We start from the raw sequence: 18,716 nt of genomic DNA, 5'->3' as shown, positions 1-18,716 counted from the left end.
GGGAAGCCTCAGCGGGCGCTCTTGCCGTACTCGTGCTCGATGTCGTGGAGGCGGCGTCGGAGGGTGGTCTCGTCCGGCGCCCTGACGACGTAGGAGTCCAGGAAGTCCGTGGAGTGCCGGACTCCTCCGCGTCCGTCGCCGGCCGCGCCGTTGTGGAGGTGCTCGACGACGCCGAGCTCCTTGCGCAGTGCGGCGGAGATGCCGGGCGTCGGCCCGCTCTTCGGGTAGAACGCCACGAACCCGCAGACGCCGTCGGGGTGGTCGGGGCGGCTCGCGGGCAGGTCCGGGGCCAGGCCGGCCTGCTGCCGGAGGGATGCCTCGACCATGTTGATGCCGAACTGGGCCTCGATCACCGGCGGGATGATGCCGCCCGGCGGCCTGCCGGCGACCTCGCAGAAGACCAGGTCGTCGTCGGGCGTGTGGAACAGCTCCAGGTGGGTCACGCCGTCCTTCAGGCCGAGGGCGCGGAGCACCCGCACGTTGAGGGCCAGGATGCGCCGGTACAGATCGCCGTCGAGGACGGTCACCGTGCCGAAAGGGGTTCCGGGTGCGTAGTCGGCCGGGTTGTGCGTGTACTCGCCGACGTTGACGAAGACGACCTCGCCGTCCTGGACGACGGCGTCGCAGTGGTAGATGTCCCCTTCGACGAACCTTTCGATCTCGTACTGTGACGCGCCGAGGTCCATGCGGTCGCAGACCCGCCGTGCGGCGTCCAGCGAGTCCACGACGTGGACCTCGCTCGCCCCGAGGCCCCAGCGGCTCTTGATGACCCACTTTCCCGGGCTCTGGTCGAGGGCGGCGAGGTCCTCCGGGCCGTCGAGCGGTGCGAAGTCCGGTACCCGCGCGGCGTCCGCCGCGAGAACGGCCCGTTTCATCGCCACCTTGTCCCGGAACCGGTTCGCGGTCTCGAAGTCGATGCCGTCCAGACCGTAGCGGGTGCGCAGTTCGGCGGCGAAGAGCACCGCGCGCTCGTGGACAGCCATGACACGGGTGATGGGCCGGGTGTCGAGCGCCCACGCGCACGCCGCGCGCCACTGCTCCTCGTAGCGGGCGTCGACCACCGTGACCCGTGCGAAGTCCTTCGGCTCCACTCCCTGCACACCGCCGAAGGCGCGGTTGCGGGTGACCAGGTGGATGTCCACCTCCGCGGTCGGGAGCACGGACCTGCCGTGCCGGTGGAAGGCGGTGTAGGGGTGGAAGTTGATGAACAGTGCCTGTTCTTTCACTGCCGTACTTCCCCGAGCCGATCCGTCATTACCGGTACCCGTCCTTCCGTTTCACCTCTGGTGGCCCGCAGGCGGGCACGGTGCTCCGCGGCTGCGGCCGCGGGGATGCCGAGAATCCCGTTCACGGCGTCGGCCGAGTCCTCGCCGGCTCCGTCGAGCGCGACGGCGGCCGCCGGTGCCAGGGGGCGCAGGACCCGGTCGACGAAATCCGGGAAATCCTTGCCGTCGAGTTCCACGGGGTGAAGCAGTGCGTGGTCGTCGAGCAATTCCTGCACCGGTCCGCCGGGCGACTGCACGAAGATCGCGTGATAGCCGAGCGCGTATGCCGCCTCGGCGGTTTCGATGCTCGCCTCGATGATGACGAGCGACGGGCCCGGTTCCTCGGAATCACTGCCGTTGGCGGCCATGCGGACGACTCCCCCTTCACGTCGTTCGGACGGAACTCATTCGGTGACAGACGCGGCCGGCTGCGCCGCGGAGCGGAAGGTGTGCACACTCCAGGCGGCGACCGCGGCGCCGAGAATGGCCAGAGCGGGCAGCCAGAACACCACTCCGTCGAAATGGCTCGCCCCCGCGTAGAGGAATCCGGAGAGCGGCACCGTGCCGGTGATGATCATCCTGACGACCGAATTGACCCGTCCCGCGATGTCTATCGGTATCAGATTCTGCCGATAGGTGATCGAGACGACATTGTTGAACCCGGTCGCGAAGGAGAGAACGATGTAGCCCAGTGCCTTCAACGGAACCGGCGGGGCGGCGATGAGGCACATGGCGGCGAGCACCACGGACTGGCTCAGGAGAATGCGCTTCTCCGCGGTCCAGGAGGGCAGCAGAGCAGGCGTCAGGCGGCTCGCCAGCGCGCTCGTCGCCAGGCCGACCGCGAGCAGGCAGGACGCGATGATCGCGGTGAGACCCTCCTGGTCGAACACGGTCACCAGGACGGCCTCGAGCTGTCCTATGGACAGGTTGACGGCGGCCATGGTGACCACGAGCCACAGCAGATCCGGTTTGGCGAGCCATCGGAATCCGAGCCCCAGGCCGGCGAAAACGCCTTCACGGGACGCGGGAGTGACGGTTTTCGGCAATTGCAGGGAGAACACCCCTGCGACGACGTACAGCGCGACGACCGCCAGGAGGGAGAACATCGGGCCCCGCCACGACATGAGCGCCCCGCCGAGCAGCAGGCCGACGACCCTGGTCAGTTCCAGCGCCGACATCAGTTTGGCGACCGCCGTGTCTCTGCCCTCGGGCTTGATGAACTTCGGCACCAGGACGAATTGGCTGGTGATCGTGGTCGCCACGGCTCCCACGCCCGAGAACAGCAGGAGTGCGCCGCCCACCCAGCTGTTCTTCGTGAACGCCAGCAGCACAATGCAGGCGGCCTGCTGGAACTGCGCCAGCACGAATACGGCGCGCTGGTCGAACCGGTCGATCACGGCGCCCAGCAGAGGCGACACGGCGTACGCGGCTCCGCGCAGGGCGAAAGTGAGCAGCGCGATCATCGGGGAATTCGACTGGTCGAGCACGACGAGCGGGACGACGATCCCCAGCTGCCAGTTCGCGAGGGTGGCCATCATCGATGCCGTGACGATGACGCGGAGCGGGTCTCTCACAGACTTGAACTCCCTGGCGTCGTCCGGATCGTTGCGAGTCGAACCCTCAAGCGCCATGCCGCATGCATTTTCGTCGCGTGTGTGTGACGGACCGGCTGCTCGACGAGCCATCCTAGGGCACACCAGTTCGTTGATCAATGGGTCTATTTGCAAGGGGAATTGACCCGTACTCAGATATTCTCCCTCGGATGTCCGGTTCGTGACGTCCCGGGATGCCATGGAGTATGACGGCGATTTGTGACACACGTCGGTCCCGCCACCAAGTCGCTGATCTCGACGCAATTCCCACGCGGGTTCCTCCGGAACGGGGAGTCGACCCACCGACGACGACCTCGCGGACGGCGGCGACGAGACCGCCGCCTCGGCCCGACGCGCGGGGTGACGCATGCGGTACTGCCACACTCCGACGTGAACCATCGACCGAAAGGAAGGCCAGCCTGTGAGTTCCACGCCGCCGCGCATAGCGATCCTGGGAGCCGGCAGCATCGGCTGTTACCTCGGCGGGCGCCTCGCCGCCGTGGCCGACGTGACGCTGATCGGACGCCCCTCGGCAATGACCGTACTGCGGGACAAGGGACTGACCCTGACCAGAAGCGGGGCACCGGCCCACCGGGTGCCCCCGATCGCGCTGCGCACCGCGACAGGCGCGGACGCGGCCGCGGACGCCGACATCGTGCTGATCACCGTGAAATCCGCCGACACCCTCACCGCGGCCCGCGATCTCGCCCCGCACCTGGGCGAACGCACGGTGGTGTGCAGCTTCCAGAACGGAGTGCACAACACCGAACTGCTGCGCCGGGCACTGCCGGAGCACATCGTGCTGGCCGGGATGGTCCCCTACAACGTGGTGCAGACCGAGCCCGGGCACTTCCATCAGGGCAGCGGCGGCTCCCTGATGCTGGACGACACGCCCGCGGCCCGCGTCCTCGCCTCGGCGCTGGGCCGGGCCGGGCTGGCCGTGCGCGCGCACGCGGACATGCGGGGGGTGCAGTACGCCAAGCTGTTGATGAACCTGAACAACGCCCTCAACGCGCTGTCCGGACAACCGCTGCGCCGGCAGCTCGCGCAGCGCTCCTTCAGAAGGTGCCTGGCACTGTGTCAGGCCGAGGCCCTGGCCGCCTTCCGAGCCGAGGACATCACCCCGGCGCGCCTCACGCCGATCCCGCCCGCCCTCACTCCTCATCTGCTACGGCTCCCGGACGGCGTCTTCCGTCGCGTCGCCGGGCGCACCCTGGCCATCGACGCCCACGCCCGCTCCTCCATGTGGGAGGACCTCGAACGGGGGCGCGCCACGGAGATCGACCATTTGCAGGGCGAGATCGTCACCATGGCCGCGCGGCACGCCCTGCCCGCGCCCGTCTCGGCCCGCGTCGTGCACCTGGTGCGCGAGGCCGAGACAGCACCGCCAGGCCGCCGCCGCGCCTGGACGGGCCCGGATCTGCTCGCCGAGCTCACCTCCGCCCGCCGGGCTTCCTGACCGACCCGTGGGACGCAGGGCGGCCGCGACCGACTCATGCGAGTCATTGATCTTCACCGGTTTACGACTGGCCAGCCGCACGTCACGCGCGAATCGCAGAACAGCTCACCGTCAGGTCCTCACCGATCAGCCACCAGAGGCGAAGTACCCGACCCAGGTCGAGCAGAACCATGCCGTGGGCCAGTGGTCATGGAGCACGGCGCGGAGCACGGGCTGGACACCTCCCGCGTCGCCGTCACCGGCGAGTCGGTCGGCGGCTTCATGTCCGCGGTGTTCGCACCGATGAACAAGGACCGCGGCGGCATCGACCTCAAGGCGCAGGTTCTTATCCTCCCCGCTCCAGGCGGCCCCTCGACCAGCCCCGCGGGCTGCCCACCACCCTGGTCATCACCGACGAGGCCGACGTGCTGCGCGACGAGGGCGAGCAGTACGCCAACAAGCTCCGCGAGGCCGGCATGGACGTCACCTCGGTGCGGGTGGCCAGCATGGTCCACGACTTCCTTCTGCCGGACAGTCTGCGCGACTCGCGGGCCGCCGATGTCGCCCGCAAGCTCACCGTCGACGCGCTCAGGACTGCCCTCCACGACGACTGACCGAACCTCGCGCAAGGTTCACATCCGGTGATGACCTACGGACAGGGCGTCCGCGTCCACCCCGGGGAAGACGGACCGGACGATGCCGTGGACGTACTCCGAGATGGCGGCGGTGGCGGCGACCCGGTCCGCGTTGGCCGGATCGCACGGCTCGGCGAACATGGCCCGGACCAGCGCCGGGTGGTCCAGGGCGACCATCTCCGCTGTCGTCCACCACGGTGTGGGCCCTCGTCCACGGCCTGGCCTTCCTCCACCTCGACGGCAAGCTCGACACCTCCTCCCCCGAGGTCGTGGCCGCCCAGGTCCAGGCGGCCGTCCACGCGCTGTTCGACGCCTTCCCGGCGCTCGCGCAGAGCGCTCAGCGGTAGGTGAGCATGGCGCGTCCGTCACCGGCGAAGTGGGCGTGCTCGTTGAAGGTCAGCAGCGTGGTCCCGGAGGCGCCCGCGGCAAGGGTGGTGACGGAGGCGTTGACGGTCACGCGGTTCAGCGCGACGACACTCTCGTGGGGCAGGGAGAGCAGCGCGCCGCACAGGGCGGCGAGCAGGCCGCCCGAGGTGACGACGACGGCGTCGCGGCCCCGGCCGAGCGAGGCGGTCAGGCCGGCCAGTGCGGCGGCGGCGCGTGCGCGGAACGCGGTCCACGTCTCGACGTCGGTCGCCCCGAAGTCCCGCATCCATCCCAGCAGGGCGTGGTCGAGCAGGTCCTGCAGCGACCGGGACTGTGGGGACGCGGGGGCGTAGCGGGCCGTCAGGGCCAGGTGGTCGTACTCGTTCCAGCGGGGGTCCTGGTGCAGCGGCCGCGTGTACCCGGCCGCCTCCGCGAGGAGACGGCCGTGTCGCGCTGGCCGTTGAGCGTGCCCGAGACGAGGAGCGGGTCGCGCAGGCCCCGGCGCGCCAGTTCCCGGCCGACGACGGCCGCCTGGGTCCGGCCGAGGTCGGACAGGACGTCGTAGTCCTCGGCCGTGGCGGAGGCCTGGCCGTGACGTACGAGGCAGATGAGGGGCACGGTGGTACGTCCGTCCTTTCGTGGGGGGCCGGCCGCCGGCCGGATCGCGGTGCGGGGCCGCCGGGCGTCAGCGGCGCGCGCCGGCGAACCGGTCCATGACCTGCTCCAGGCCGGCCACGAGCAGGTCGACGAGCTCCGTCGTGGTGACGACCGGGTCGGTGGCGCCGACCGCCATCTCCTCCGCCATGGCCAGCCAGCCCCGGACGGCCAGCCGGTGCAGTGGCGTCGGGGCGTGGACCCCCGCCGCCTCCAGCACCCGGTCGGCCAGGACGCCGCGGGTCTCCTCGAAGACCTCCAGCACCCGTTCGTCGCCGCCGGCCGCGGCGCGCACCACGGCCACGTAGTTGTCCTTGCGCCGCTGCACGAACGACACGAAGCCGTCGGCGATGCCGCGCACCCGCTGCGCCGGCGTTCCCGCCTCCGGCGCCCTGGCGTGCAGGAGCAGCCGGTCCCCGCCGGCCCGGACCACCGCGACGTAGTAGTCGCGCTTGGTCGGGAAGTAGTGGAAGAGCAGGCCCCGGGAGATGCCCGCCTCGGCGGCCACCTCGTCGATGGACATCTCGTGGATGGGCCGGGTGGTGAGCAGGCGCAGACCGATGCCGATCAGCTGCGTCCGCCGTTCTTCCGGCCTCAGCCGCACGCGTGCCGGCTCGGTCTTCGCGGTCATGGTCGCCGACCCTAGCTTGTTGAGCATTGCTCGACAAGGCTTCGCCGAACCCGTCCGCTTCACCCGGCGCTGCGGGGATACCCGTTGGGGAGTGTCGTCCAGCTTGGGGGTTGCCGCCGTGGAGGAATCGTCGCTACGTGCTGTGGGTTGGGCGCGTTCACTGCCCCTGCGGAGCACTCCGAAGGCGGCGCGTGACTGGGCGCTCGGGCACCTGGAGACGCTCGACTGGAGCGACAGCGCGCCGCAGACGGTGGACGCCGTGCTGATCACCGTCTCCGAACTGGTCACGAACGCCCACGTCCACGCGCACTCCCAGGCGCAGTTGGTGATGACGTGGGACGGCCGGTGTCTGCACGTGGCCGTGCGGGACGGCTCCAGCGAGCTGCCGAGGACGCGTCCGCCGAGCGGTCAACGCCTGGGCGGACGGGGGATGTTCCTCGTCGACGCGCTGGCGGACGAGTGGGAGGCCCGGCCGTGCCAGGACGGCAAGACGGTCATCGCCTGCTTCCGCCCGCCCACCACACCCGAGGACGCAGATCCGCAGGGCGCTTCCTCGACAGGCTAGGAATCGGCGGCAGTTGTGATGCCCGTCACTGCCCGGGGGCTGCTGGCCGGGCGTGCGCGATCATGAGCCGATGGACGCTCGATACCTCGGCATCGCCGAACTGACCGACACCCCGTCCGTGGCGGTCGTGGTCGACGTCATGCGTGCCTACACGGTGGCCGCCTGGGCCTTCGCCCGAGGGGCGGAGAAGATCGTTCTCGCCGGGTCGCTCGATGAGGCCCTGACGCTCAAGGCCCGCCACCCGGACTGGGTCGCACTCAAGGACGGTGCGCCCGCTCCCGGCTTCGACGCCGTCAACTCACCGGGCCTGCTTCGGTCGGCCGACCTCGGCGGACGGACCGTCGTGCAGAAGACGACCGCGGGCACGGTCGGTGCCCTCGCGGTCAGGGAGGCGTCGCTCGTGCTGTGCGCCGGCTTCGTCGTGGCGGAGGCGACGGCCCGGGTCCTGCGGACGCGCGGGTGCGACCGTGTCACCTTCGTGGTCACCGGCGAGGACGGGCGGGCCGAGGAGGATCTGGCGTGCGCCCAGTACATCGCCCGCAGGGCCGACGGGGCCGCGACGGACGCCGGCGAGTTCCTCCGCCGCGCCGGCACGTCGCGGGCGGCCACCGAACTGGAGCAGGGGGTGCGCGAGGGAGCCCATCCGGACGACGTCGCCCTCTGCCTCGAGCTCGACAGCTTCCCCTTCGCCATGGTGGCGGCCCCGGAGGACTCGCTCATGGTCCTGCGCCCGCTCGCCGCCCTTGCACCCTGGCCGGGCGAGGGGGCCGCGGCCTGACCGCGCGGCCCGCCTGCCCAGGCGCGGCGGGCCGCTCACGCCTCAGCAGGCCGCAGCTTCCTCCACCGTCGCCCGTACCGTCAGGACGGCGTCGACTCCGGTGAGTTCCAGGAGCCGGATCAGCTGCTGTGCCGGGGCGGCCACCCGGAAGTCGGCGTTCTGGTGGGTGAGGATCAGTAGATTCAGCAGGGTCGAATCCCCGAAGGTGATGCCGGAGGCGTCCAGGACCACCTTCGGATGCTGCTTGACGGCGGTGTCCAGCGCGTCCGCCAGGGGTGTGATCGTGTTCATGTCGTATGCGCCTCGTGCGCAGACCACCCAGGCACCGCACCTCTCGTACTGCACCACCATGCCCTCGCTCATGACCTGCGGACCACTCCCGTCGGTGACGGTCGAGCGCCCCATGACCGCGTCATCCGTGAACACCCTCGGGCCCTCCTGTGTCTCCCCCGCCGAATCCTGCCATCCGTTGCGCGAAAAGTATGTCATGCATTAGACGTCCGGCAAAGCCGGTCTCTAAAATGCTGTGCATGGTTGAAGTGCCTGGATCTCACACCGGATGGACGTTCGTCACGAACCACGCGCGCGTGCTGGCGACCATCGCCGACAATCCGAATATCCGCATCCGTGACATGGCCGCCCACTGCCGGCTCACCGAGCGCGCCGTCCAGCGGATCATCTCCGATCTCGAGCAGGACGGCTATCTCTCCCACACCCGTGACGGACGCACCAACACGTACCGCATCGAGCCGGACAAGGTCCTGCGTCACCCGGCGGAGGCCGGGCTGACGGTGGCCGCACTGCTCTCCCTGCTCGTCCAGGACGAGACCGACCGCGGGCGGAAGCCCGACGTCCGGCCGTCCCGCCTGGTCGATGCCGGCGATGCGCGGTAGAAGCAACTCGGACCCCGTCGCGCGCCTGGGTTCAGCCTGTCCGCCGTCCATGCCACACCGGCCACGGTGGAAGGCGAAGGGGCGCTCCGACCTCACCAGATGTCGGAGCCCTTCTCCGTCTGCGAGTGCCCCCGGACCGGCCTTACTGCCGTCGCCTCCCGGCCTGATGAGCTCGGTCCGGGACCGGGCGGGAGTCTCCGGCCCTGATGGATCAGTGCCAAGCGGTCCGGCCGTCGGGCAGCAGAGGAAAGATCTGGTCCAGGCCGACTATGCGCAGCACGCGCAGGATGTGGTCGGGGACAGCGGCGAGCGCGACGTCGGCCTGGGCGGCTTGGGCGTGATTGCGGACGACGATCAGGGCGGTGATGCCGCTGGAGTCGCAGAACGTCAAGCCCGCCAGGTCCAGGACGAGGCACTGCCCCGGCCGTAGGGCGAGTCCGGGGAGCAGGTCGCGCAGGCGGCCCGCCGTCTCGTAGTCGAGGTCTCCGAGAATCTCCAGAACGGGACCTGCGGGGGCGTCTCGGGTAGTGATCTTCAACGGGCTCATGCGGTGGTTCTGGTCTCGGGTTCGGTGGCGGGAACGCCGAGGGCGAGCAAGGCGGTGTCGTCGTCGAGGCCGTCGCCGAAGTCGTCGAGGAGACCGGTCAGAGCCTTGATCACGGCCTGGGGGGAAGCGCCGGCGTGACGGGTGACGAATCCGAGCAGGGCATCGTCCCCGAAAAGCGCGGCGCGGTCGTCACCGGTGCGCGCTTCAGTGAGGCCGTCGGTGTACAGCAGCAGGGTGTCGCCACGGCCGAGGACGGTCGTGGCGGTGGTGAAGGCCGCCCCGGGCAGGATGCCGACGAGCAGGCCTCCGGGGGTGGGCAGGAAGTCGGCCGTGCCGTCCGCGCGCAGGACGACGGCCGGGGGATGCCCGCCCGAGGCGATGCGGACGCTCACCTGCCTGGTGGCGGGGTCGGGTTCGAGGACGCCGAAGATGACGGTGCAGTAGCGCGGATCGCCGCGCGTGTAGCGCTCGTGGAGCACGTTGTTCAGGGTCGTCAGGGCAGAGACGGGATCCGGGTCGTGCAGGGCTGCGGCACGCAGGGTGTAACGCGTCAGCGAGGTGACCGCGGCGGCCTGCGGGCCCTTGCCGCACACGTCACCGAGGAAGAAGGCGAAGCGCCTGCCGTCGATGGGGAAAAGATCGTAGAAGTCACCGCCCAACCGGTCGGGGGACGCGGCGCGGTAATGCACGGCCGCCTCCACCCCCGGCACGGGAGTCAGGGTGGCCGGAAGCAGGGACTGCTGGAGCACGGCCAGCGCGTCCTGGAGACGCGCCCGGTCGGCCTCCGCCTCTCTCCGCGCCGTCTCCGCTGCCTTCCGGGCCCCCAGGAGTTCCTCTTCATAGGCACGGCGGTCCCGCGCGTCGAAGACGCTGGTCCGGATCAGCAGAGGCTCGCCGGTGCTGCCACGCTTGACGACGGAGGAGACCAGGACCGGTAGGCGGCCGCCGTCCGTCTGTTTGATCTCGAGGGCGATGCCACTGATCTCGCCCTGCATCCGCAGCAGGGGCGCGAAGTGCGTCTCGTGGTAGAGCTTGCCGCCCACGGTCAGCAGGTCGGTGAACCGCATCCGGCCCACCACCGCCTCCCGCTCCAGTCCGAGCCAGCCCAGCAGGGTTGAGTTGATCTTGGCGATGGTGCCGTCCATCAGCGTGGACAGGTATCCACACGGAGCGCTCTCGTAGAGTTCCTCGGCGCTGTCCTCCAGCAGCGCGGCGAATGCGGCGTCGTGTGCCTTCTCGTGGTCCGGCTCTTGCGGGTCGGGCTGCTGCCCGGTGCGGCACATCACTTCAGGCGCGCCAGGAAGCCGGTGATCGCCTCGTTGGTGGCCTCCGGGGCGGACAGGTGCGGACAGTGCCCGGTGGCCTCGAGCGTGACCAGTTGTGAGCCGGGGACCGCTCGGTGGACGAAGGAGCCGACCTCCCTGGGGGCGATCACGTCCTGGGTGCACTCCAGCACCAGCGTCGGCACCGTGACACCCTTCAGGTCGTCCCGCGAGTCCGACAGGAACGTGGTCCGCGCGAAGACGTGCGCCATGTCCGGGGCCGTGGCGCAGAAGCTGTTCCTCAGTTCCTCACCGAGCTCGGGACGGTCCGCGTTGCCCATGATGACCGGTGCCATGGCTGCCGACCAGCCCAGGTAGTTGGCCTCCAGGGACGCCAGCAGCTCGTCGATGTCATCGGCACTGAACCCGCCCCGGTAACCGTCGTCGTCGATGTAGCGCGGGGACGGAGCGACCATGACCAGCGCGCCGATCCGCTCCGGCGCCATCCCGGCGGCCAGCACTCCGATCATCGCACTCACCGAGTGCCCCACGAACACGGCGTCGCGCAGGTCGAGGGCCTCGCAGACCTCGACGGCATCCTGGGCGTAGCCGCTCAGGGAGGCGTAACGCTCCGGCGAGAACGCGGCCGGGTCGGAGCGGCCGGAGCCGACGTAGTCGAACAGCACCACCCGGTAGTCGTCCACCAGGGCGGGCACCGTCAGCCGCCACATGTTCTGGTCGCACCCGAAGCCGTGCGCCAGCACTACGGTACGGCCCAAGGGATTGCCCGTGACCGTGACGTGGTTCCTACGCTCGATATCCATGCCATCACTCTCTCAGCCGCGCACGCTGTTCCCGTGCCGGCCCGGTCTGGGCCGGCACGGCCGGCATCGCGCTCGGGACAGCGGAAGGCGCGTGCTCACCGAGCGGGTGCTCCCGACTCGCGGAGGGAAACCATGACGTGGATCACGTGGGGCGCGATGGCCGGGAGCCCCGTGGCGGCAGCGTCCTGCCGTGGCGTTCGCCGCACATGCTCGCCCCGGACGAACCACCGGCGCGGCCGGATGCCGCCGGTACGGCAATGCCCGCGTGACACTGCTGTCCACCTGCGCGATACGGCGGTCGTGCAGTCCGCCAGAGTACGGCCCCCCTGCCCACCCCCGGGACGCGGCCCTGGACACGTCCAGGACGACCGAGGACGCCAGCTGGTCCACGGCGTAGCGGGTGAGCAGCGGCTCCCCGCCTCCCATCAGCCTGGCCAGCTCTTGAGCGGCCCCCGCCGCCGCGTGGGCGACCGGCACCGGGAGATGACGCTTCGAACACGTCGCGCAGTTCGCCGCCGTCGCCGTGGAAGTACGTGTGCTCGTCGCCGCGCGGATGGTGCGGGCCGCCGCCGAAGATGCCGCCGACGGACCAGTGCGCGGAGTGTGTTTCGGTGTCCACGTCGGGGGTGCCGCCCGCTCCACCTCCTCCGGGACGACTGCGGCTCCCGCGTCGCCGAAGGTGTAGCCCGCGAACCCGTCGCGCAGCTGCCCGGGTCCGGACGGGGCGTGCCGCACCGCGCGGCTCGGTGTCTCGCCGGTGACGACCAGGGCCCGGCGGGCACGGCCGGCGAGCATCATGGCCCGTGCCGTGTCGATGCCGTTGACTAACTGGCTCTAACAAGAGCTGCTGATCATGAGGTTGTCGGCCTCGCTGCTCGTATGTCTGGGCATGGGAAACCGTCAGTCGCGGCCGTGGATCGTGTCGGATGAACTGTGGTCGCTGGTCGAGCCGTTGCTGCCGAAGCCGGGTCCGAAGAAGGTCGAGGGCAGGCCGCGGGTGCCGGACCGGCAGGCCCTGTGCGGCCTCCTGTTCGTCCTGCATACCGGCATCCAGGGGGAGTACCTGCCGCAGGAACTCGGCTTCGGCTCGGGCATGACCTGCTGGCGACGCCTCGCGGCCTGGAACGAGGCCGGCGTCTGGGACCAGCTCCACCAGCTGCTGCTCGACGAGCTGGGGTCGAAGAACCAGCTGGACTGGGAACGGGCGTTGATCGACTCCTCGCACGTGCGGGCCGCCCGACGGGGCCCAAAAGCGGGCCCAGCCCGGTCGACCGCGCACGCCCGGGCAGCAAGCACCACCTCATCGTCGACGGACAGGGCATCCCGCTCGCGGTGTCCCTGACCGGCGGAAACCGCGGGCGACGTCACCCGACTCGAGCCGCTGCTCGACAAGATTCCCGCTGCCGCGGGCCAGGTCGGCAGACCCCGCCGTCGCCCCGACGCACTGCTGGCCGACCGCGGCTACGACCACGACAAGTACCGCCGCCTGCTCTGGCAGCGCGGGATCCGCCCCGTGATCGCGAGACGGGGCGAGCCACACGGCACCGGCCCGGGCATCTTCCGCTACGTCGTCGAGCGCACCATCGCCTGGCTGCACGGCTTCCGCCGCCTGCGCATCCGCTGGGAACGGCGCGACGACATCCACGAGGTCTTCCTCGGCCTCGCCGTCTGCCTGATCACCCACCGCCACGTTCGACGCCTTTGTTAGGACCTCTAAGCTGTTGCAGACGTGGGTGACGTCCAGCGCGTGGGCCCGGGAGCCGAGTTCGGCCCTGACGATGTGCGCGGTCGCCGGTTCGGCCACGTCCCGCGTCGCGGAGGCGAACAGCAGCAGGTCCACGTCGTACGGGGTGAGCCCGGCCCGGTCCAGGGCGGTGCGTGCCGCCCGTACCGCGAGCGTGGAGGCGTACTCGTCCCGTGCCGCCACACGGCGGGAGGTGATGCCGGTGGCCCGTTCGAGCATGCGCGGCGGCGGGGAGAGGCCGGCGGCCTCGCCGATCCGGTCCTGCAGCTCCCCGGACGTCACTTCCTGTTCCGGCAGGGCGCAGGCCACCGCGGTGATGCCGGCACGGTGTACCCGTCTGCGAGCAGCGTCGTCCGTGCATGTCCCGGACGCTACGGGCGGCTTCCGGCGGCCTGCCTGGGCACGCGCACTCGGTGGGCGTAGGCGCAGGGCCCCATGGGGGAACCCGCGGAAGGGCGGGTCCGGCCTGTGTCGGCCGAACCCGCCCTTCCCGGCGCGCCGTTGTGCCGGCGCGGGCGTGCCGCGGTCAGTCCGCGGCCGCCGTCACCATCGGTACCAGCGGCCCTTGCGGCCGCCTCCGCCCGCCGGGCGGAGGACGAAGCCCAGCAGCCACACCACCAGCACGATCACCGCGATCCACCAGAGGGCCTTGAGCGCGAAACCGGCACCGAAGAGGACCAGGGCCAACAGCAGAACCAGAAGCAGGGGAACCATCGTCATCAACCTCCTGGCCGTCGTGTGCTCCCATCCCGCTTTGGCAAACACGCAAGAGGCACGTTCCTTTCACGGAACCGGGGGCATACGCGCACACGCTCCCAGGTCACCGCGACGGCCCGGCAGTTGGCCGTCCGTTGCGGCGGGGGCGCCGCTCCTGCCCCGTGGAGCGGGCCGGCGCAACCGAACGGCTGCCCCGGTCGTCCTACACCGGGGTCCCACCGGGCCCCGGACATCGGACAGGAGCACAGTGGCGTCGAGAAGACGAGTGGGGATCGCGGTCGCCGTCGGCGTGACCGTGCTGACGGCCGGGGCGAGCGCGGTCGCCCTCGCGGCCGACGACGGCCGCCGGGTGCTCCCCCGCGCCGGCCACGACCCGATCCTCGGATCGGCCGCCGCACAGGAGTGGGTCGCCCACGGCGACCACGCCGCCGTCGTCCGGGTCACCCGGGAGTCGGCGGCCGAGGCCGGTCCGAAGGACGGCGACTACGTTCCCCGCACCGTCACCGCGACCGTCACCCGGGTCATCTGGTCCCGGCCCGGGGCGGCGCGTCTGCCCGAGGAGCTCACCCTGCGGGCGCACGGCTGGTACACCACCCTGTGGGGCGGCAGGGAGGAAGCCGCGCGGGAGGGCGCTCCCCGGCTCGAGCCCGGTCACACCTACGTCGTCGGTGTCGTCGCCACCGCGAGAGGGGCGGAGCTGATCGGGGACGACGCCGCCGTGCCCTACGACGACGAGACGCTCGGCCTGGGCGAGCTCGAGGGCCGCGCCGTCACCCCGAACGCGTACCGCAGGGCCGTCCGGGGCCTGCCCGACGACGCGGTCGCCGGGTTCGCCGCCGGTGAGACGTACGCCCCCCGGACCCTGCGCGACGTCCAGCGGCTGCTGGAGGTCACCTCGCCGCGGAACGTCTACCGGCGGACGGCGTTGCAGGGCCTGTCCACGGACCTGGACCTGGACCGGAAGGCGGACCGGCCCGTCGACGAAGGCTCCGGCGACCTGCCCGGCCGGATCCGCCGCAGTGTCCCCGCGCTGGAGCCCGGCTCCGACTACTTCCTCGCCGTCGCCTGCTCCGGCCGCGGCAAGGACGTCACGGTCGGCCTCACCGTCGGCGGCGAGCACACCACACACCGGCTGCCCTGCAACACGGGCGACGAGTTGGTGGCCGTCCGGCAGCCGCTCGGCGAGGTGACGTTCGAGATCGCCTCAAAGGGCCCGGACGTCGGGGCCGTCGCCTGGAACGTGTCCCGGGCGCCGGAGGTGGCCGGCCGCAACCGCTGAGCCCGGAGGGGGCGGAGGGCTCGTACGGCGGGCCGGGTTTGACCTTGACACCGTGGCAGGGTCTTCACTGCTCGCCGAGGAGGTGGTCTCGATGACGGTCACGGGACGGGACACGGAGACGGCACGGGTGCTCGAGGGGCTGGCGGACGACCGTTCGCCGGTGCGGCTGCGGGCGGCGCTGGCGGCCGGCACGACGCCCGGCCCGCACTTCGTCGGCACGCTCGTCGAGCGGTGCGCGGTCGAGCCGGAGTTCTTCGTCCGCGACATGCTGACGTGGGCGCTCACCCGCCACCCGGTGTCCCTGACGCTGCCCCGGCTGCTCGGCGAGATCCGCTCGGCACGCGCGCAGGCCCGCAGCCAGGCGCTGCACACCCTGTCCAAGATCGGAGACCCGCGGGCGTGGCCGGCGATCACACCGGCCCTCCTGTGCGACGCCGACGACGAGGTGGCCCGCAGCGCCTGGCGGACCGCGGTGGTGCTCGTGCCGGAGAGTGAGGAGCCCGCACTGGCCGCGGTGCTGGTGACGCAGCTCGGACGCGGCGGGCGGGAGACTCAGCTGAGTCTCAGCCGGGCGCTGGTCGCGCTGGGCGAGGTGACCGTGCCGGCTCTGCTCGCGGCCGAGACGGACCCCGAGCCGTCGGTGCGCGCTCACGTGCTCGCCACACGGCGGCTGCTGCGCGACCCGGACGCCTCCTTCGGGTTCCTGATCGAGGAGGCGAAGCGCATCGTGGCGCTCGGCGGGTCCGGACCTGCGGGAGGATAGGACGTGTTGATCGGTGAGGTGGCGCGGCACTCCGGGGTCAGCGCGCGCATGCTCAGGCACTACGAGTCGCTCGGGCTGGTGCGTCCCTCGGGGCGGACCGGCTCCGGATACCGGGAGTACTCCGAAGCGGACATCCACCGGATCTTCCAGATCGAGAGCCTCAGGTCGCTGGGTCTGTCGCTGCGCGAGATCGGCCGCGCGCTCGACGATCCCGGCTTCGCGCCCTCGGCGCTCGTCGACGACCTCATCCGCCGTACGCGTGAACGCATCGCGGCGGAGACCGAGTTGCTCACGCGGCTGAACCGGATCCATGCGGCGGACCCCGCCGGCTGGGAGGACGTGCTCCAGGTGGTCGCACTGCTGCAGGCGCTGGGTTCCCCGAGCGCCGGCGCACGCCAGCGGGCGGCCCTCTCCACGGCCGCCGAGGTGCCGGTGGAGGCCCTGGTCGAGGCGGCGCTGGACGAGACGGAGCCCCAGGTGGCCGGCGCCCTCCGGTGGGCGCTGGCGCGAGCGGGCGGCGACGGCCCGGCGTTGCTGGGCCGCGCCCTCGGCTCCCCCGCGGCCGCAGTGCGGGAGCGTGCCGTCCGCGCCCTCGCGGAGCTGCCCGGCGACGAGGCCGCCGAAGAGCTGCGGCGGGCCCTCGCGCATCCCGATCTCCTGGTCCGCGGACACGCGGCACTGGCGCTCGGGGCGCGCGGTGGGGCCGACGCGGTCCCGACGCTGGTCGACATGGTCGTGGAGGGCAGGAACGACACCGACGCGGCCGACGCGCTGAGCGTGCTGGCGGGCGACCCCGCCACGGCGGACCGGGTCGCGACGGCTCTCGTCGACCGCCTCGCCCACGGCACCACCCGGGCACCCGCGCGCGGACGGCTGACCCAGGCGCTGGCGGACATCCCGGGGACGCGGGCCTCACGCGCCCTCGTGGCGCTGTCGCACGACAGCGACCGTGCCGTGGCGCTGACCGCGACGTACCTTCTCCGGCTGCGCGACGCACGGTGACGTTCCCCCGTTCTCCCGGGACACGTCACCGTGCGTCTCCTGGGCGGAGCCGGGACACGCCCGCGGGCGTCAGTCTCGCGGGAGCAGGAAGCGGGCGGCGGCAGCGGTGGCCAGCAGGGCGGCGGCCACGGCCAGGAGGCCCAGGCGCATGCCCGGCAGGGAGAAGCCGCCGTGGGCGTCGGCGAGCAGGCTGCCGAACAGGGCGACGGCAAGCGCGCCACCGGTCTGGCGGGACGCGTTGAGCAGCCCCGACGCGATCCCCGCGCGCCGAGCGGGGACGGCCTCCATCAGCAGCGCGGTCAGCGCCGGCACCGCCAGTGCCCCGCCCACGCTCAACGGCACCAGCAGGAGCAGCACCAGCCACAGCGGGGTGTGCGCGGCCAGCGGCAGCATGGTGACCATGGCCACGCTGAACAGCACCTGCCCCGTGACGATCACCGCCCGCCGGCCGATCCGCTCCGCCAGCCGCGGCGACACCAGGTTCGTCGCCGTCACCAGCGCCGACATCGGGACGAACATCAGCCCGGCCGCGATGCCCGACATGCCGCGCAGCTGCTGGTAGTACAGCCCCAGGACGAAGATCCCGCCGTAGAAGGCGGCGTTGAGGGCGAAGCCGACCGCAAGAGCGGGCGCCACCCGGCGGTCGCGCAGCATGCTCAGCGGGACCATGGGGCGCTCGTGCCGGGCCTCCACCCGGTGGAACGCGTAGGCGGAGACGGCGGCGAGCACGACGGCGGCCAGGACCGGCGCACTGGTCCAGCCCAGGTGGCCGCCCTCGATGGCGGCGAAGACCAGGGCGGCGAGCGCCAGTACGGCGGTGAGCTGACCCGCGCCGTCCAGCGCGGCCGGCCGCCGCGGGGAGCGCTCCACCCGGACCAGCAGGCCGAGGATCACCGCGCCGACCGGCAGGTTGAGCAGGAACACCGAGCGCCAGCCGGCGCCGTCGGTGAGCAGTCCGCCCAGTACCGGCCCCGCGGCCATCGCCACCGAGCCGCCGACCGTCCACAGCGCGATGGCTCGGGCCCGCGCCCGGGCGTCGTCGTAGGCGTGGCGGATCAGCGCCAGCGAGGCCGGCATCACCACCGCGGCGGCGACGCCCTGGACCACACGCGCGCCGATCAGCACGCCGATGCCGGGCGCGAGGGCGCAGCCGAGGGAGGCGAGGGTGAACAGGGCGACGCCCCAGGCGTAGGCGCGGCGGGCACCGGCCCGGTCGGCGAAGGCACCGGCGGAGAGCATCAGCGCGGCGAACATCAGGGTGTAGGCGTCGACCACCCACTGGAGCCCGGCCATGCCGCCGCTGAGGGAGTGCTGGATGTCGGGCAGGGCGATGTTGACGGCCGAGACGTCGACGGTGATCACGGTGAAGCCGAGCAGCGCCGCGACGAGCGCCGTCGGGTTCCGCTTCGGTGGGCTCCCGCTCGGTGTCTTCCGGCTCGGTGTCTTCCGGCTCGGCGCGCGCAGACCGCCGGGTGCGGTGCGGCCGGACGGGACGGCGGACGGGGACGAGGTGGTGGTCACGGTGGACTCCCGAGGCTGGCGGCGGATCGGCTCCCCGGGAACGGGGAGGGGACGGGCGAGCGGTCCCGGGCGCCGGGCCGCGGTCCGGTGTCGTGCACCCCCTGGGCCCCGGCGGCCGGGCCGCCCGCTCCGGTACAGAGCCTGCCCGTGCGCAGCCCGCTCCGGCAGACCGGGCCGTACCCGGGGTGGGACGTTCCAGGTCCTGACACGGCCCCTCACATTCGTCCCCCACCTGCCACA

Annotated in this window: 20 protein-coding genes and 4 pseudogenes; 10 read left to right on the top strand and 14 right to left on the bottom strand. The window is 71.8% G+C overall.

Annotated elements, in window-relative coordinates:
• Positions 1-8: 8 nt before the first annotated feature.
• The 3 genes from AB0E77_RS11285 to AB0E77_RS11275 are packed head-to-tail and all read right to left on the bottom strand — an operon-like array spanning position 9 to position 2,896.
• Positions 9-1,226 (bottom strand): ATP-grasp domain-containing protein, encoded by a 1,218-nt coding sequence (locus tag AB0E77_RS11285; RefSeq protein ID WP_361568727.1) that lies wholly within the window; start codon positions 1,224-1,226, stop codon positions 9-11.
• Positions 1,223-1,633 carry a hypothetical protein gene (locus AB0E77_RS11280; RefSeq protein ID WP_361568725.1) on the bottom strand — a complete coding sequence of 137 codons (411 nt, stop codon included), beginning with the start codon at positions 1,631-1,633 and terminating at the stop codon, positions 1,223-1,225. Before AB0E77_RS11280 ends, AB0E77_RS11285 begins: the two co-directional genes overlap by 4 nt.
• A 36-nt stretch (positions 1,634-1,669) precedes the next feature.
• Positions 1,670-2,896, bottom strand: coding sequence for an MFS transporter (locus AB0E77_RS11275; RefSeq protein ID WP_361568724.1), 1,227 nt, complete (start codon positions 2,894-2,896; stop codon positions 1,670-1,672).
• 382 nt (positions 2,897-3,278) lie between these two features.
• Here AB0E77_RS11275 and AB0E77_RS11270 point away from each other — a divergent pair, with 382 nt between their 5' ends.
• A complete protein-coding gene (locus tag AB0E77_RS11270; RefSeq protein ID WP_361568720.1) occupies positions 3,279-4,316 on the top strand; it encodes a 2-dehydropantoate 2-reductase in 1,038 nt (345 codons plus the stop codon).
• Between the two features lie 124 nt (positions 4,317-4,440).
• Positions 4,441-4,909 (top strand): annotated as a pseudogene (locus tag AB0E77_RS11265) (alpha/beta hydrolase fold domain-containing protein); the annotation flags it as partial.
• 39 nt (positions 4,910-4,948) lie between these two features.
• Here AB0E77_RS11265 and AB0E77_RS11260 read toward each other — a convergent pair.
• A pseudogene (locus AB0E77_RS11260) lies at positions 4,949-5,101 on the bottom strand (TetR family transcriptional regulator); the annotation flags it as partial.
• Between the two features lie 17 nt (positions 5,102-5,118).
• Between AB0E77_RS11260 and AB0E77_RS11255 the strand changes: the two are divergent.
• A pseudogene (locus AB0E77_RS11255) lies at positions 5,119-5,277 on the top strand (TetR family transcriptional regulator); the annotation flags it as partial.
• On the opposite strand, the gene AB0E77_RS11250 reads toward AB0E77_RS11255, so the two are convergent.
• The 3 genes from AB0E77_RS11250 to AB0E77_RS11240 form a co-directional block, all read right to left on the bottom strand.
• On the bottom strand, positions 5,268-5,702 hold the full coding sequence (locus tag AB0E77_RS11250) for a histidine phosphatase family protein (protein WP_361568862.1): 435 nt from the start codon (positions 5,700-5,702) through the stop codon (positions 5,268-5,270). The pseudogene AB0E77_RS11255 and the gene AB0E77_RS11250 sit on opposite strands and share 10 nt — an antisense overlap.
• Positions 5,657-5,914: a histidine phosphatase family protein gene (locus AB0E77_RS11245; protein ID WP_361568719.1), complete on the bottom strand. Its 258-nt coding sequence runs from the start codon at positions 5,912-5,914 to the stop codon at positions 5,657-5,659. The genes AB0E77_RS11250 and AB0E77_RS11245 overlap by 46 nt, the downstream gene beginning before the upstream one ends.
• Positions 5,915-5,981: 67 nt before the next feature.
• On the bottom strand, positions 5,982-6,581 hold the full coding sequence (locus AB0E77_RS11240; protein WP_361568717.1) for a TetR/AcrR family transcriptional regulator: 600 nt from the start codon (positions 6,579-6,581) through the stop codon (positions 5,982-5,984).
• 142 nt (positions 6,582-6,723) lie between these two features.
• Between AB0E77_RS11240 and AB0E77_RS11235 the strand changes: the two genes are divergently transcribed.
• Together AB0E77_RS11235 and AB0E77_RS11230 are read left to right on the top strand one after the other, a co-directional pair.
• Entirely contained in the window at positions 6,724-7,146 is a 423-nt protein-coding gene (locus AB0E77_RS11235; RefSeq protein WP_361568715.1) for an ATP-binding protein, read from the top strand.
• A gap of 70 nt (positions 7,147-7,216) precedes the next feature.
• Positions 7,217-7,924 (top strand): 2-phosphosulfolactate phosphatase, encoded by a 708-nt coding sequence (locus AB0E77_RS11230; RefSeq protein ID WP_361568713.1) that lies wholly within the window; start codon positions 7,217-7,219, stop codon positions 7,922-7,924.
• A 42-nt stretch (positions 7,925-7,966) separates the two neighbouring features.
• On the opposite strand, the gene AB0E77_RS11225 is transcribed toward AB0E77_RS11230, so the two are convergent.
• Complete coding sequence (locus AB0E77_RS11225; protein WP_361568860.1) at positions 7,967-8,287, bottom strand: STAS domain-containing protein; 321 nt, start codon at positions 8,285-8,287, stop codon at positions 7,967-7,969.
• Between the two features lie 167 nt (positions 8,288-8,454).
• On the opposite strand from AB0E77_RS11225, the gene AB0E77_RS11220 reads away from it, so the two are divergent.
• On the top strand, positions 8,455-8,817 hold the full coding sequence (locus AB0E77_RS11220; protein WP_361568712.1) for a helix-turn-helix domain-containing protein: 363 nt from the start codon (positions 8,455-8,457) through the stop codon (positions 8,815-8,817).
• 211 nt (positions 8,818-9,028) lie between these two features.
• On the opposite strand, the gene AB0E77_RS11215 is transcribed toward AB0E77_RS11220, so the two are convergent.
• The 4 genes from AB0E77_RS11215 to AB0E77_RS11200 are packed head-to-tail and all read right to left on the bottom strand — an operon-like array spanning position 9,029 to position 12,245.
• Positions 9,029-9,364, bottom strand: coding sequence for an STAS domain-containing protein (locus AB0E77_RS11215; RefSeq protein WP_361568710.1), 336 nt, complete (start codon positions 9,362-9,364; stop codon positions 9,029-9,031).
• The gene (locus AB0E77_RS11210; RefSeq protein WP_361568709.1) at positions 9,361-10,647 is read right to left on the bottom strand and encodes a SpoIIE family protein phosphatase; all 1,287 of its coding nucleotides are present in this window, start codon (positions 10,645-10,647) and stop codon (positions 9,361-9,363) included. The genes AB0E77_RS11215 and AB0E77_RS11210 overlap by 4 nt, the downstream gene beginning before the upstream one ends.
• Positions 10,647-11,450, bottom strand: coding sequence for an alpha/beta hydrolase (locus tag AB0E77_RS11205; RefSeq protein ID WP_361568708.1), 804 nt, complete (start codon positions 11,448-11,450; stop codon positions 10,647-10,649). Before AB0E77_RS11205 ends, AB0E77_RS11210 begins: the two co-directional genes overlap by 1 nt.
• 12 nt (positions 11,451-11,462) lie before the next feature.
• Positions 11,463-12,245 (bottom strand): hypothetical protein, encoded by a 783-nt coding sequence (locus AB0E77_RS11200; protein ID WP_361568858.1) that lies wholly within the window; start codon positions 12,243-12,245, stop codon positions 11,463-11,465.
• A gap of 94 nt (positions 12,246-12,339) precedes the next feature.
• On the opposite strand from AB0E77_RS11200, the pseudogene AB0E77_RS11195 reads away from it, so the two are divergent.
• Positions 12,340-13,158 (top strand): annotated as a pseudogene (locus tag AB0E77_RS11195) (IS5 family transposase).
• Between the two features lie 579 nt (positions 13,159-13,737).
• Here AB0E77_RS11195 and AB0E77_RS11190 read toward each other — a convergent pair.
• A complete protein-coding gene (locus AB0E77_RS11190; protein WP_361568856.1) occupies positions 13,738-13,908 on the bottom strand; it encodes a hydrophobic protein in 171 nt (56 codons plus the stop codon).
• A 268-nt stretch (positions 13,909-14,176) separates the two neighbouring features.
• Here AB0E77_RS11190 and AB0E77_RS11185 point away from each other — a divergent pair, with 268 nt between their 5' ends.
• Genes AB0E77_RS11185 through AB0E77_RS11175 form a run of 3 tightly spaced genes read left to right on the top strand, consistent with a single transcriptional unit; the run spans position 14,177 to position 16,955 of the window.
• Complete coding sequence (locus AB0E77_RS11185) at positions 14,177-15,190, top strand: hypothetical protein (protein WP_361568707.1); 1,014 nt, start codon at positions 14,177-14,179, stop codon at positions 15,188-15,190.
• Between the two features lie 52 nt (positions 15,191-15,242).
• The gene (locus AB0E77_RS11180; RefSeq protein ID WP_361568706.1) at positions 15,243-15,953 is read left to right on the top strand and encodes a HEAT repeat domain-containing protein; all 711 of its coding nucleotides are present in this window, start codon (positions 15,243-15,245) and stop codon (positions 15,951-15,953) included.
• Between the two features lie 3 nt (positions 15,954-15,956).
• On the top strand, positions 15,957-16,955 hold the full coding sequence (locus AB0E77_RS11175; RefSeq protein WP_361568704.1) for a MerR family transcriptional regulator: 999 nt from the start codon (positions 15,957-15,959) through the stop codon (positions 16,953-16,955).
• Between the two features lie 69 nt (positions 16,956-17,024).
• Here the strand turns inward: AB0E77_RS11175 and AB0E77_RS11170 are convergent, their stop codons facing one another.
• Positions 17,025-18,476, bottom strand: coding sequence for an MFS transporter (locus tag AB0E77_RS11170; RefSeq protein WP_361568702.1), 1,452 nt, complete (start codon positions 18,474-18,476; stop codon positions 17,025-17,027).
• Positions 18,477-18,716 lie beyond the last annotated feature (240 nt).

Origin of the sequence: Streptomyces sp. NPDC032940, from assembly GCF_040636935.1 — a bacterium.
Taxonomy (GTDB): domain Bacteria; phylum Actinomycetota; class Actinomycetes; order Streptomycetales; family Streptomycetaceae; genus Streptomyces.
This window is presented reverse-complemented; position numbering and strand designations above follow the sequence as displayed.